This window comes from Mesobacterium pallidum, from assembly GCF_019966535.1.
In the GTDB taxonomy this organism is placed as follows: domain Bacteria; phylum Pseudomonadota; class Alphaproteobacteria; order Rhodobacterales; family Rhodobacteraceae; genus Mesobacterium; species Mesobacterium pallidum.
In genome coordinates this window covers 234,503-247,912 of record NZ_JAIMID010000007.1, presented here as the reverse complement: position 1 = coordinate 247,912, position 13,410 = coordinate 234,503, and the positions used below count along the sequence as shown (strand labels likewise).

11 protein-coding genes and 1 tRNA gene are annotated in these 13,410 nt (G+C 67.1%); 4 read left to right on the top strand and 8 right to left on the bottom strand.

The genetic code is table 11. The features are described 5' to 3' along the window. Nucleotides 1-86: 86 nt before the first annotated feature. Nucleotides 87-1,328 (bottom strand): DUF6538 domain-containing protein, encoded by a 1,242-nt coding sequence (locus MF270_RS12705; protein ID WP_238366264.1) that lies wholly within the window; start codon nucleotides 1,326-1,328, stop codon nucleotides 87-89. A 61-nt stretch (nucleotides 1,329-1,389) separates the two neighbouring features. Then, a tRNA-Leu gene (locus MF270_RS12700) sits at nucleotides 1,390-1,473 on the bottom strand. 102 nt (nucleotides 1,474-1,575) lie between these two features. On the opposite strand from MF270_RS12700, the gene MF270_RS12695 reads away from it, so the two are divergent. Then, nucleotides 1,576-2,154, top strand: coding sequence for a YqaA family protein (locus MF270_RS12695; protein WP_238366263.1), 579 nt, complete (start codon nucleotides 1,576-1,578; stop codon nucleotides 2,152-2,154). Continuing rightward, nucleotides 2,151-2,603, top strand: a complete 453-nt coding sequence (locus MF270_RS12690; protein ID WP_238366262.1) for a disulfide bond formation protein B — start codon at nucleotides 2,151-2,153, stop codon at nucleotides 2,601-2,603. The genes MF270_RS12695 and MF270_RS12690 overlap by 4 nt, the downstream gene beginning before the upstream one ends. 297 nt (nucleotides 2,604-2,900) lie before the next feature. Here MF270_RS12690 and lpdA read toward each other — a convergent pair whose 3' ends face one another. The 6 genes from lpdA to MF270_RS12660 all read right to left on the bottom strand — a co-directional run bounded on the left by lpdA (nucleotide 2,901) and on the right by MF270_RS12660 (nucleotide 11,973). Then, nucleotides 2,901-4,295: a dihydrolipoyl dehydrogenase gene (gene lpdA, locus MF270_RS12685; protein ID WP_238366261.1), complete on the bottom strand. Its 1,395-nt coding sequence runs from the start codon at nucleotides 4,293-4,295 to the stop codon at nucleotides 2,901-2,903. 185 nt (nucleotides 4,296-4,480) lie between these two features. Beyond that, nucleotides 4,481-4,753 carry a hypothetical protein gene (locus MF270_RS12680; protein WP_238366260.1) on the bottom strand — a complete coding sequence of 91 codons (273 nt, stop codon included), beginning with the start codon at nucleotides 4,751-4,753 and terminating at the stop codon, nucleotides 4,481-4,483. Nucleotides 4,754-5,368: 615 nt separating this feature from the next. Next, entirely contained in the window at nucleotides 5,369-5,947 is a 579-nt protein-coding gene (locus MF270_RS12675; protein WP_238366259.1) for a DUF924 family protein, read from the bottom strand. Between the two features lie 138 nt (nucleotides 5,948-6,085). Continuing rightward, on the bottom strand, nucleotides 6,086-7,348 hold the full coding sequence (locus tag MF270_RS12670; RefSeq protein ID WP_238366258.1) for an MFS transporter: 1,263 nt from the start codon (nucleotides 7,346-7,348) through the stop codon (nucleotides 6,086-6,088). Nucleotides 7,349-7,548: 200 nt separating this feature from the next. Further along, nucleotides 7,549-8,622 carry a tRNA preQ1(34) S-adenosylmethionine ribosyltransferase-isomerase QueA gene (gene queA / locus MF270_RS12665; RefSeq protein ID WP_238366257.1) on the bottom strand — a complete coding sequence of 358 codons (1,074 nt, stop codon included), beginning with the start codon at nucleotides 8,620-8,622 and terminating at the stop codon, nucleotides 7,549-7,551. 3 nt (nucleotides 8,623-8,625) lie between these two features. Continuing rightward, nucleotides 8,626-11,973, bottom strand: a complete 3,348-nt coding sequence (locus MF270_RS12660) for a DUF3971 domain-containing protein (protein ID WP_238366256.1) — start codon at nucleotides 11,971-11,973, stop codon at nucleotides 8,626-8,628. A 98-nt stretch (nucleotides 11,974-12,071) separates the two neighbouring features. On the opposite strand from MF270_RS12660, the gene MF270_RS12655 reads away from it, so the two are divergent. Next, complete coding sequence (locus tag MF270_RS12655) at nucleotides 12,072-12,530, top strand: peroxiredoxin (protein ID WP_238366255.1); 459 nt, start codon at nucleotides 12,072-12,074, stop codon at nucleotides 12,528-12,530. A gap of 17 nt (nucleotides 12,531-12,547) precedes the next feature. Next, nucleotides 12,548-13,348 (top strand): ferritin-like domain-containing protein, encoded by an 801-nt coding sequence (locus MF270_RS12650; RefSeq protein ID WP_238366273.1) that lies wholly within the window; start codon nucleotides 12,548-12,550, stop codon nucleotides 13,346-13,348. Nucleotides 13,349-13,410: the final 62 nt, after the last annotated feature.

Here is a 13,410-nt window from a genome sequence, read left to right as displayed (position 1 = left end):
GATTTGCTGACGCGAACCATCGCCGAGGTGCCTGTAACGGGAGCCAGTCAACAATGACCCTCCCACCTCGGGCACCACATCTTCGGCTAACGCATTGGTTTCGCTTCAGCTTCTTGCAGTTGCTTGGAGCCGTAGACCATGTCGGCCCGCGTCGCTGCCTTCATCCACTTTCGCAACACCTCAACAGGGTAACCTGAGCCGTAGCCGTGACCGACACCTTCCGTCTGCCAGCCCCCGATCTGGTCCACGATGTCGGCAGGGCACTCGACCGCTCGCAGCCTGTCCCGCATGGCATGACGGAAGCCGTGCATCGTGGCACCTTCCCCGCCATTCGCCTTCATCCATTTGTTTAGCGCGGCGCTGGCAGCATTGGCATTGGTGCTGGCCTGCTTGTTGTAGCGCGGGAACGCGAACTTGGACCCATCGCCTTGCCCGAGGATGCGCTCTGCGGCCCACAGAGCCTCGCCCTCAAGCGGGACCACCCGTTCGCTGCCCTTGGTCTTCAGACGCCGCCACGGGTGAGGACGCACATGCGCCACCAAGGCCCCGCTGCTGTCCCTCTCGAAATCGGCACGGGTCATGCCAGCAGCTTCCGCAAGCCGCATCCCGGTGTCCGAGACCAACGCGACTAGCCAGCGAAGATCATCGTCGAGAACGTGGCACTCCTGCTGCAGCTTGCGCAGGGCCATGGTCGGCACTGGCTGGCGGTCGGACACCCCGGCGTCGCGGTCGTAGTAGACCCCGGCGAAGGGATTGGTCATGGCAATGCCCTGCTCGCTTGCAGCGAAGTTGATGATCGACCGCACCGTTCCGAAGACCCGTGTCATGCTGCTGCCTGCAAGCCCCCGTTGGATGAGGCTGTCGCGGAAAGCGTTTGCCTCGGCTCGGGTGTAGGCATCCAGCGGTTTGTCTCCGCAAGCGTCGATGACGTAGCCACACGCCCTTTCGGCGGCACGATGGAAGGTGACCGGACGCCCTGCCCCTTTATGCTTGAGGTAGAGCGTCATTCCCTCGGACAGCGTGATGGAGCTGGAAATCGTCTCGACCTCGGGAACACCTGCCGTGGCAGCTCGAGGATCACGCTGTAGCCGGAGCATGTGCTTGCCGGGCAGTTCCTTGGATTGTGACCGCAGATGAAACCAGTACTCGTCCAGCTGATCGGCTGCCCGTCTGGCTCTGGCTTCGGCGATCCGGGCTGACCTGGTGCGCAAAGAAAACGCGATGCGCGGCGATGTGTAGTGGGTTTTCAGCTCGGTCGGGATGCGACGGCTGAAGTAGAAAATCCCTGACTTCACGAAGGTGAACGCGGGTGAATTGGTCTCCGACATGGTCTACGGCTCCAAGCAACTGCAAGAAGCTGAAGCGAAACCAATGCGTTAGCCGAAGATGTGGTGCCCGAGGTGGGATTCGAACCCACACGCATTGCTGCGGGGGATTTTGAATCCCCTGCGTCTACCATTCCGCCACTCGGGCCACCGAAGCCTCGTTTAGCCGGTTGCACGAGCCTGTGAAAGGGCAAATCTGCGCCTTGACCCCTCCGGGAAATCGGGGCCTAAGGGGAAAAAAGGCAGGATCATGCTCACGCGTCTCTACGACTGGACCTTGCGGATGGCCGACCACCCCCGCGCCCTGTGGGTGCTCGCGTTGGTCAGCTTCGTGGAAAGCTCGGTCTTTCCGATTCCGCCCGATGTCATCATGATTCCCATGATCCTCGCGGCCCCGCGCCGCGCCTGGCTGATCGCCACCGTGGCGCTGGTCTCATCGGTGATCGGCGGCCTCTTGGGCTATGCCATCGGCGCGCTGGCCTTCGAACAGATCGGACAGCCCATCCTCGAGAGCATGGGCAAGGGCGACGCCATGACCGAGTTCAACACCCGCTTCAACGACTTCGGCTTCTGGGCCGTTCTGGCCGCCGGGATCACGCCCTTTCCCTACAAGGTCATCACCATCATGTCCGGCTGGACCGGCATGCCGCTGGCGACCTTCGTGGCGACCTCGATCCTGGCGCGTGGGCTGCGGTTCTTCGTGCTGGCGGCGCTGCTGCGGACCTTCGGCGCGCCGATCCGCGACTTCATCGAACGGCGCCTCGCGCTGGTCTTCACGCTCTTTCTCGTGCTCCTCTTCGGGGGCTTTGTCCTGGTGAGGTACCTGTGAACTCCTTCCGCCTGATCCTGCTGGCCACACTTGGCTCGACCCTCCTGATCCTCGGCGCGCTCGCCTTCCAGTTCATCGGCGAGATGCCGCCCTGCAAGCTGTGCTACTGGCAACGCTACCCGCATGTGGCGGCCATCGCCATCGGCGCGCTGGCGCTGGGGCAGCGCGGACTGGCCTGGCTGGGGGCTGCCGCCGCTGCGACGACCGCCGGGATCGGCATCTACCACAGCGGCGTCGAACAGGGCTGGTGGGAAGGGCCGACCACCTGCACCTCGGGCCCCATTGGCGGCCTCTCGACGGACGACCTGCTGAACCAGATCATGGCCGCGCCGCTGGTGCGCTGCGACGAGATCCCGTGGGAGATGTTCGGCCTGTCCATGGCCGGTTGGAACGCGTTGATCTCGCTCGGGTTGACGGCGATCTGGATTATGGCCGCCCGCCGCGCGTGATCCAAGGCCAGTCAGAGGGGGCCAGCCCCCTCGGCCCCCTGGGCCTCACCCCCGGAGTATTTCGGGAGTAATGAAAGAAATCTGCGCAGCGTGGACCCATCCGCGGCGCACCGATCCGGCCTTCATTTTGCCCATAAACTCCGGGGGAGTCGCCCTTGGCGACGGGGGCAGCGCCCCCTCTTGCGCGCCACATGCGCACCGGCGACGATGTGCGGCGGACCTGTCACTGGCCCGCGCGGCGGCGCAGCCGCCGCGCCCCGGTCGGATTGCGCAGCAATCCGAAACCACTGCCCAGCCTCAGAAATGGATCGCGCGGCCGTAAGCGTCGAGCACGCTTTCATGCATCATCTCGCTCAGTGTCGGATGCGGGAAGACGGTGGCCATCAGGTCCTCTTCCGTCGTCTCCAGCTGGCGCCCGACCACGTAGCCCTGGATCAGCTCGGTCACCTCTGCGCCGACCATATGCGCGCCCAAAAGCTCGCCGGTTTTCGCGTCGAAGACGGTCTTGACCATCCCCTCCGGCTCTCCCAGTGCGATGGCCTTGCCGTTGCCGACAAAGGGGAAACGGCCGACCTTGACCTCGTAACCGGCCTCTTTCGCTTTGGCCTCGGTCATGCCGACGCTGGCGACCTGCGGATGGCAATAGGTGCAGCCGGCGATGGAGCCCGGCCGGATCGGGTGCGGATGCCCGCCCGCTACCAGTTCGGCCACCATGACGCCCTCGTGGCTGGCCTTGTGCGCCAGCCAGGGCGCGCCGGCGATGTCGCCGATGGCATATAGACCGTCCACGCCGGTGCGGCAGAGGTCGTCCACCACCACGTGGGTCCGGTCGATCTTGACGCCGAGCGCGTCCAGCCCCAGCCCCTCCACGTTGCCGACGATGCCGACGGCGGAAATCACCGTGTCGAACTCGGCCGTCTCGACCTTGCCGCCGCTCTCGATATGGGCCGTCACCTTGCCCTTGCCGCGGTCGAGCTTCTTGACCGCCGCCTTCTCCATGATCTTCATGCCTTGCTTGACGAATTGCTTCCTGGCAAAGGCGCTGATCTCGGCGTCCTCCACGGGCAGCACGCGGTCCATCACCTCGACCACGGTCGTGTCGGCGCCGAGCGTGTTGTAGAAGCTGGCGAACTCGATCCCGATGGCGCCCGAGCCGATGACCAACAGCTTTTTGGGCATCCGTACGGGCTGCAGCGCATGCTTGTAGGTCCAGACGAGATCGCCGTCGGCCTCGAGCCCCGGCAGTTCGCGCGCCCGGGCGCCGGTGGCCAGGACGATGTGCTTTGAAGCGATCTCCTGCGCGCCTTTCTCGCCCTTGACCGAAACCTTGCCCTTAGCCGGCAGAGTCGCCTCGCCGCGGAAAACCGTGACCTTGTTCTTCTTCATCAGGTGGTCGATCCCGCCCGACAACTGCCCCGCCACCTTGCGCGAGCGCTGCACCACCGCGCCGAGGTCGTAGGACACACCGTCCGCCTTCAGCCCATAGGCCTTGGCGTTCTGCATCAGGTGGAACACCTCGGCCGAGCGCAGCAGCGCCTTGGTCGGGATGCAGCCCCAGTTGAGGCAGATCCCGCCCATGTGTTCGCGTTCGACGATGGCGACCTTCAGCCCCAGCTGCGCGCCGCGGATGGCGGCCACGTAGCCGCCGGGCCCGGCCCCGATCACGATCATGTCGAAGGTAGTGTCGGCCATTGCGCCCTCCCCGGTCTCATCCTTGGAAAACGCTAGAGGAAGCCCCCCGGGGCTTCAACGCCTAACCGCGCGGGTCAGCAGCCCTCGACCGCGGTCACCGCCGGGTCCAACCCGCCGCGCGCAAAGTCTGCCGGGTCGATCCACCGCTGGAAACCGCTAGGGTCGCCCCACATCATGTTCGCGCTTCAATCCGTGTCGCGTTCCAGCAGCAGGATCTTGCCCGACATGCACGCGACAAGGTTCGGCAACCAGTGCGGCAAGGGCTTCCCCAGACCATGCGGCACCGCATGGACCGGCACCGGACGACGCGCGGACTGCTGGTCCTGCAAGGCGGCGAGCCGGTCTGCCGGATGTTCGGGCGCGGCGCGCTGCGGCACGGATTGTGCATGGGTGTCCAGGTGCGCGGCCGTCGCCCTGGTCACGTCGCGAACCGGCGACAGGGGCACCCGCAGATCCATCCGCGGCGCGCCGAAGGTTTCGAGCGTTTCGGGCGCGTGGCGGCGCAGGCTATCCCAGGGGTCACTTTTTGCGACCGCCGCTCAGGGGCCGAGCCCCGGCGCGTCCGGTGGCGCGAGGACGGATACATCCTTTCCCGAATGGAGATCGCGGATCGTGCCCGGTGCCATCTGGCAGACCGCCTCGTCTGAACAGGCGGAAGGGGAAAGAGCGTGCCCCTGCGCGGAAACTCTGGCAGCGGCAGCGCCACGCGGTCCACCTCGACCTCCGTCGGAAGGCGACCCAGGGCAAACTGCGCAAGATCCACCAGCGCCGGCCCCGCACATCGCAGGGCCAGTCGAGGTCCTGCGTCCATTGCGGCGCATCGCCGACAAAGCAACCGCTGTCCGGCGCCTGCCCCGGATGACTGACCAGCTTGATCGACGGAAGGACGACGTCGCGCACGTGATGCCCCCATCAATGGTCATGCCCTTAATGGGCGCAAGTCACCGGCTGATCATGTTGGGAGTTTGGCATCGGCACGACAACGCCGGGAGGCGGCCGGACCGCCACCCGCCAAACAAAACGCCGCGCCCCCATGGCCGGGGACGCAGCGCAAACCGTTCAAGCCCGAGGCGTCAGGACGCCTTCTGGAATTCTTGCAGAACCTCGCCGTAGCCGCCACCTTCGACGAATTGCTGCTCCGCCCCGGTCGTGCGGCGCGACAGCGCAACGTTGCGATACGGGAAGCGGCCAAAGCGGCGGATCACCTCGCGGTGCACGCGGGCATGCACGAGGTTCGACGCTCCGGTCTCGGGCATCCGTTCCTTCATCAGGCGCACGCAACGCTCCTGGTCGGACATGCATTCGGAATGCATCAGCGGCATGTAGAAGAACTGCCGCGCCGGCTCGTCGATCTTCATGTCCCAGCCGCGATGGATCGCCTGCTTGGCGGCCGCCTTGGCGATCTCGTCCGAGGCAAAGGCCCGCCCTTTGCCGCGGAACATGTTGCGCGGGAACTGGTCGGTCAGGATGATATAGGCCAGCGCGCCGCCGGGATAGGTCAGCCAGAGGCCGTACCGCCCGTCCATCGCGCCTTGCCAGGTTTCCTCGAACCGCGTGAGGATGGTCTCGTCCAGGCCCTCGGGCGGTTGATACCACCCCTTGGGACCGATCTCGTCCAGCCAGAAACTCAGGATGCTGTCGGGAGTCTCCATCCTCTCCTCCACCAAAATAACTCTTCCCCGTCATTCAACCGTTACACAAGCGACGCGCGGTCAAACAGTAACAAATTGCGTCAATCGCGACAAAAAACGTAGTCGTGATTTCCATACCCATGCGATGGGTCAGGCGGCTTAGGACGACTTGCCGCTTTCTTCGGCTTCGGCGCTGTCGATGGCGTATTCCTGTGCGGTTTCAAGGGCCACCGGCGACGAGGTCGGCATGACCGGCGCATAGGCAGAGGTGGAGTCCACCCGGGGCGCCGGGCGCTGGGTCATGCGGTAGAGCGCATAGGCGCCAAGCGCATACATCAGCACCAGCAGGATCAGGAAATATCCGTAAGGCCCGATGACCCCCATGAGCCAGCCGGTGATGATTGGCCCCGAGACCGCGCCGAGCCCGTTGATGAACATCAGGCCGCCGGAGGCGGCGGCCATGTCCTCGGAATCGAGGAAGTCGTTGGTGTAGGCGATCAGCAGCGAATACAACGGGTTGGACGATCCGCCGATGGCGAAGGCGGCCATCAGCAGCGCGTAGTAGGTCTGCCCCATGACAAAGCCGACCAGGGCCCCCGTCCCGCCCAGAACGGCGACAATCATGATCAGGCGGCGGCGGTCCATGCGGTCCGACAGCCAGCCCAGCGGATATTGCACGATCAGCGCGCCGATATAAAAGAACGACACGAAGATCGAGATCTGCGGCAGGGTCAGCCCGGCCTGCTGGCCGAAGACCGCCGACATGCCGAACTGCGCCGAGAAGACCGAGCCGAGCAGGAACATGCCGGTCACGCCCAGCGGCGAGATCTTGTACAGCTGCCGCAGGCTCAGCGGCTTGGTGCGATCGAAGGCCGGTGTCGGCGCGATCGACAGCAGGATCGGCGCGAACGAGATCGAGACCAGCACCGAGGGGATCACGAACAGCACGAAGCCGCCTGGATCGGCCACCAGCATCAGCCCCTGCGCGGTGATGATGCCGATGGTCTGCACGATCATGTAAAGCGACAGCGACTGGCCGCGCGTCTCGTTGGTCGAGGCGTTGTTTAGCCAGCTTTCGGCGGTCACGTAGACGCCCGAAAAGCAGAAGCCGATCAACACCCGACCCGCGACCCAGACCCAGGGGTTGGCGAGGGTCGGGTAGATGATCAGCACGGCCGAGATGAAACTGGCCAGCGCCGCAAATACCCGGACGTGGCCGACGCGGCGGATCATCTCGGGGGCGAACCGGGACCCGCCGAGAAAACCCAGGAAATAGGCCGACATGACCAGCGACATCTCAAAGGTCGAAAAGCCCTCGATCCCGCCGCGTACGCCCAGCAGGGTGCCTTGCAGGCCGTTGCCGATCATCAACAGGCACATGCCAAGAAGCAGCGCCCAGGCGTTTTTCAGAACGTACAGCATCGAGGCTCCTTCTCGTCGCGGCAGGCGCGACTTTGCACGGCGCATGGTCGGCCGACGTGGTCTTCTTCCGGGCTAGCAGCCCATTTCCGTCCGGGTCTGGTCCCAAAACGACACGCGGGGTCGCAACGCGGGCATGGCCGCCCTCTGCGACGATTGCATGACGGGTTGTTAACGCCTGCCTAACAAAGGGGTGGCCCGCGTCAACCCGTCGCCGGTTTTGTCTTGTCCGGCACCAGGAGCGAGGCGTCGCCGTAGCTGAAGAAGCGGTAGCCTTCGCCAATCGCATGGTCGTAGATGCCGCGCATCCGGTCCAGCCCCATCAGCGCCGAGACCAGCATCAGCAGGGTCGATTTCGGCAGGTGGAAGTTGGTCATCAGCGCGTCGGTCACACGGAACTGGAAGCCGGGGTAGATGAAGATGTCGGTGTCACCCGTCCAGGCCCGGATCGCGCCGGTGTCGCGGGCGGCGGTCTCGATCAGGCGCAGCGCCGTTGTGCCGACGGGGATCACCCGCCCGCCCGCGGCTTTCGTCGCCGCGATCTCGGCGGCGGCGGCCTCGCTCACCTCGCCCCATTCGGCATGCATCTTGTGGGTCGCCACGTCCTCGACCTTGACCGGCAGAAAGGTGCCGGCGCCGACATGCAGGGTGACATGGGTGAACGCCACGCCCATGCCCTTCAGCCGGTCCAGCAGCGCGTCGTCGAAATGCAGCGACGCGGTGGGCGCAGCCACGGCGCCCGAGCGCGCGGCCCAGACGGTCTGGTAATCCGTGCGGTCCTGCGCATCGGCCGGCCGCTTGGCCGCGATGTAGGGCGGCAGCGGCATGGCGCCCGCCTCGGCCAGCGCGGTGTCGAAATCCTCGCCCGTCAGGTTGAAGGCCAACTCCGCCTGCCCGTCGCCTTTCGTCACCACGCGGGCCGAAAGCTGGTCGGAGAACACGATCTCTTCGCCGATCCCCACCTTGCGCAGCGGTTTCAGCAGCGCGGCCCAGCTGCCGTCCGCGCGCGGCTCGAGCAGGGTCGCCTCGACCTTCGCCGACACGCGGCCCTGCGCCGAGTCGCGCCAGCGCGTGCCGGTCAACCGCGCAGGGATCACCTTTGTGTCGTTCAGCACCAGCCGGTCGCCGGGGCGCAGGTAGTCGCCCAGATCGCGCACGATGGCATCGGTGATTCCGCCCCCTTCGGCCACCAGCAGGCGGGCCGAAGACCGGGGCCTTGCGGGCCGGGTCGCGATCAGCGTCTCGGGCAGGTCAAAGTCGAAATCGGAAAGTTTCATGCTCTATCGCGTCAGGTCTGGCGGTGGTCGGCGGAAGATTTCACGAAACATGCCCGGGGTGAAGGCCGAAAGCGGGTTGACCGAGACCTGCGGCGCCTCGGCCGTGCCGCGCAGGTTGAAGTTGAAGCCGAAAAGCCCTTCGCCCTTGCGGGTGAAGATCGCGCCGACCGCATTCACCAGGTAGATCGGCGACAGCACCCCCTGCATGTCGAAGGCGCCGCTGGCGGTGTCGTAATAGCCGTCCATCGAGATCCCCATCGAGGGGCCCACCGCGCTGGACTGGCTGACGATCACCTGGCCGGGGGTCAGACGGAAGCGGGCGTCGACCTCGGAAAACAGGATCCCCTGCCCGTTCAGCTGGTCGAGCAGGCCGATGACCGAGATCGCGTTCAGCAGTTCTGCCATGGCGGGTGCGTCCTGCAGCCGGGTGTTGGTCACCCGCAGCGCGCCGTCAAAGCTGCCCGCCCCGCCGACGGGCACGAGGTTCAGCACCATCTCGCCGCCCCGCGCGCGTTTGAGCAGCCCGGCCGCGCGCAGCACCTGGCCCGCGTCGGCCGAGGTGACCTGCAAGGCCGAGCGGCCGTTCTGCGGCACCACGCGGCCCGAGACCGGGGCGGCGCCGTTGACCTGGCCGGCAAAGGCGCCCTCGAGCCCTCGGTTGGTGACGAACTCGCCGCGCATGTTCGTGAGCGAAATCTGGTCAGTGACCTGCAACCGGTCGAGCGCCAGCGTCACCGGCCCCCCTGCGTTGCCCCCGCCGCCGCCGCCCGCGCTGTCCGGCAGGCTGCGCATGTCGATGCGCCCGCCGCCGATGGCGATGGCCGGCGCGGCGCCCCGCCCGCGCGAACTGAGCGTCACCGGCGCGTCCAGCCAGCCCCCCGCCCGCACCCGGTCAAAGACCGCGCGGCGGAACTGGCCATTGCCGTCCAGCTCGATCCGGCCCAAGGCATCCAGCCCCGGCGCCTCGAGCGACAGGCTGTCCACCGAGACGGGCGTGCCAAGCGCGCCCGAGACGCGCAATTTGCCGCGGGTGCCCTGCGAAATCCCCCAGCCGATCTGCGGCAGCTGCATCCCCAGCCCCGCCAGCGTCGAGGTCAGGGTGAAGCGCGGCGCGCCGCCCGCCGGCAGCTCGAGGCTCAGCTGCCCTTCGCCCCGGCCCGACAGGCTGCGCGGCGGCAGCTGGATGTTGAACTCGTCAAGAAAGCGTTCCGACAGCTCGACCGTGCCCTCCAGCCGGCTGCCCGCGCCGGGCTGGCCGAAGGGCATGGTCCAGGTGCCCGTCACCGGCACGCGGCCAAGGCGCGCCGCGCCCTGCACCTGCAACCCCTCGTTCGTCGCCCGTAGCGTCAGCCGCGGCGCGGCCAGCACCCGGCCCGGCACCAGCGTGTCCGAGCGCACGTCGGTCACCGCCACCTCGGCATCGAACCGCACTTCGTTCGGCTGCACCCCCGGCTTGAGCGGCAGCGTCAGCACCGTGCGCCCGTCCGCCCGCCCATCGGCCAGCGTCACCGGGCGGCCCGCCTTGGTGAGGTAGTTCAGCGGCTCCTGGTCCAGCAGCGCCAGCGCGGCGGTCACGGTGCTGGCGCTGTCGATGGTCAGCGTGGCCGGCGCGCCCGGCTGGCCGATATCCTCGACCACCATCGAGCTGCCCGCGATCTCGACCAGCCCGCCCTGGGGCGAGACGACCTTGGCCCGGTCGGCCACCACCACCATGCGCGGTCCGGTGATCGACAGGTGGCCGGTCGCGTCCTGCAGGGTTGGCATGGAGCGCATCCAGATCAGCTCGGCCCCGGTGAAGTCGAGCCCGAGGTGGCTTTGCGGTGGCAGGTCCGGCGCAAGGCGCAGGGCGAAATGGACGTTCTCGGCCCGCCCGCCCAGCAGCTTTTCGTCCAGCCAGGCCCGGGTGCGCGGCTTGACCCCCAGCGGCCAGAGCGCGACGACCGTCTGCGGCGCGACATCGTCGGCCGTGACGTCCAGCGCGATTTCCCACCCATCGTAGCCGGCGGCAAGCGATCCGTTGGCCGTCAGCGCCTGGCCCTCCAGCGCAAGGCTCGCCTGGCCCAGCGTGAGGCGGAACGGGTCGAGCTCGAGCCGCATGTCGAGCGCGGCGCGGTCGATGGTCAGACCTTCGGGGTAGTAGTCGCCGGGGGTCAGCGCGACCTCGGAAAAGGCGATCTGCGCAAGCAACTGGTCGGGCCAGCCGGTTGCGACCTCGGCGCGACCATCCTCTCGCACGACCTGCAGCATCGCCTTGCCCTCGGCCCGGACGGTCAGCCAGTCGCTTTCCATGCTGATCTCGTCGAACCGTAGCCGCCCGCTGGCCGGCTCGAAGGCAAGATAGGCCCGGGCCGAGCGGAACGGCACGGGGCGCGTCCTGTTGGTCGGCTGCACGGCACCGGCGCCGATCTGCAACGTGGCGTTCAGATCGGCCAGTTGCGCATCCGCACCCAGCCGCGCGCGCATGGAGCCGGAGATCGGCGCGCGCAGCGCCGAGAGCCAGGCCAGAGCGGGGAATTGCGAGGCCATGTCCTGCGCCTCGAGGTTGACGAAGCGCAGGCCAAGCTCGGCCGCGTTCGAGCCGGTGGGCACATCCAGGCTGAGCTCGAGCGTGCCGACATCCGCCCCACCACCGAGGAGCGCGAGATCGCCGCCGATCTCGACCCCCTCGGCCCCGCGGGCCAGCCGGATGCGGCCGCCGTCCATCGTCCAGCCACGGCCCGTGCGCGTGTCCTCGTAGCGCAGGGTCAGCGCGCGCAGCCCGGCCTCGTCCAGAGCACTCAGCGCGTCGGCGGCCAGCGTGCCGTGCAGCATCGCCATCAGCGCGGGCACGTCCAGCGACTGCCCCAGCGCATTGCCGGTATCGAGCGCGAAGTCGAAGGACCCGTCGCCCAGCCGCCGCACGGTCAGGAAGACGCCCGAGAGCTCGATGGCATGCGGCTTGACCTGCCCCTGCATGAGCGGGCTCAGTGCCATCACGATGTCGATCTGCGTGAGCGCGGCCAGGTGATCGCCCCCCCGCGCGGCAATGTCCACGTCACGCAGACGCACGCGCGGGCGCCAGCCGTCCTCGACCAGCAGCACCATCTCGCCAAAGCTGACATCGACCTGCGGCACCGCCTCGGCCAGCCGCGTCTCGACCCGCTCGCGCACCCAGCCGGGCGCGGGCAAGGGGCGTTCGGGCAGTACCAGCACAGCCACCAGCGCAAGCGTCGCCAGCGCCGACAAAAGCGACACGCCGATGGTGCCCAGATGCTTGGTGTGCCGCAGGTGGCGCAAGTGCCGCACATGGCGCAGGCGCGACGGCCTGGGCGGCGGCGCCGCGGCCGTCGCCTCCCCTTGTTCGTCTTGCATGTCGCCTGCCACTTAGGGTCTGCCGCCTCGTGCCCTTGCCCTTTCGGTACAGGGACTAATATGGATGGGGACGACACCAAAGCCAAAGGGGGATTTTCATGTCCGATGCGCGCGTTTCCGCTCCTGACTTCACGCTGCCAAGCCCGGAGGGAGAGGTGACCCTGTCCTCCTTGCGCGGCGCGCCGGTGGTGCTGTTCTTCTATCCCAAGGACAACACGCCCGGCTGCACGATGGAAAACCTCGACTTCACCGCGCTGAAGCCGCAGTTCGACGCCGCGGGGGTGAAGCTGTTCGGGATCTCGAAGGACAGCCTGAAAAAGCACGAGAATTTCACCAAGAAACATGACCTTGGCGTGCCACTGCTGTCGGACGAAGACAGCGACGTCTGCGAAAAGTATGACGTCTGGAAGGAAAAGAGCATGTACGGCAAGACCTTCTGGGGGATCGAACGGGCGACCTTCCTGATCGACGCCGAGGGCGCGATCGCCCGCGAATGGCGCAAGGTCAAGGTCGAAGGCCACGCGGCCGAGGTGCTCGAGGCGGCCAAGGCGCTGTGAGCCTGACCCTCGCCGAAATGGCGGTGGAGGTGCTGACCACCGCCGATGGGCGCGAAAAGACCGCGCTCAGCAAACGCCACGCCGAGGCGTGGTTCGCCGCGCGCGCTGCGGGCGATCCGATCCCTGTGGGACGGGCCGACCCGCCGCTGCGGCCGTCGCGCCCCGCGCAGCCCGAACTCAGGGACCCGCGCGACGTGCCCAAGCGCAAGCCCGGCAGCCCGGCGGGGCGCATCGCCCTGCTCCATGCGGTCGCGCATATCGAGCTGAACGCGGTGGACCTGCACTGGGACATCATCCCGCGCTTTGCCCATGTGCCCATGCCGATGGGCTTCTACGACGACTGGGTGAAATCGGCGGCAGAGGAATCCAGGCATTTCAACCTGGTCTGCGACTGCCTGGAAGAGCTGGGCAGCCATTACGGCGCCCTGCCCGCCCATGCCGGCATGTGGCGCGCGGCCGAGGACACCGTGGACGATTTCATGGGCCGCCTCGCGGTGGTGCCCATGGTGCTCGAGGCGCGGGGGCTGGACGTGACGCCCGGCATGATCGCGCTGTTCCGCAAGGCCGGCGTGACCCAGGCCGTCGACGCGCTGGAAACGATCTACGCCGAGGAAGTCGGCCATGTCGCCTATGGATCGAAATGGTTCCACTTCCTGTGCGGGCGCCACGAGGAAGACCCCAAGGAGGCGTTCCATCGGCTGGTCCGCCACTATTTCCACGGCGCCCTGAAGCCGCCCTTCAACGAGGAAAAGCGCGCCGAGGCCGGCCTGCCGCCCGATTTCTACTGGCCGCTGACCGACGCCCAAGGCACCGCGTAACGGGCATTTGGACCGCGCCGCACCCCACGGAGGCGTATTTTTCCCTAGTTTTCCCGGCGTAT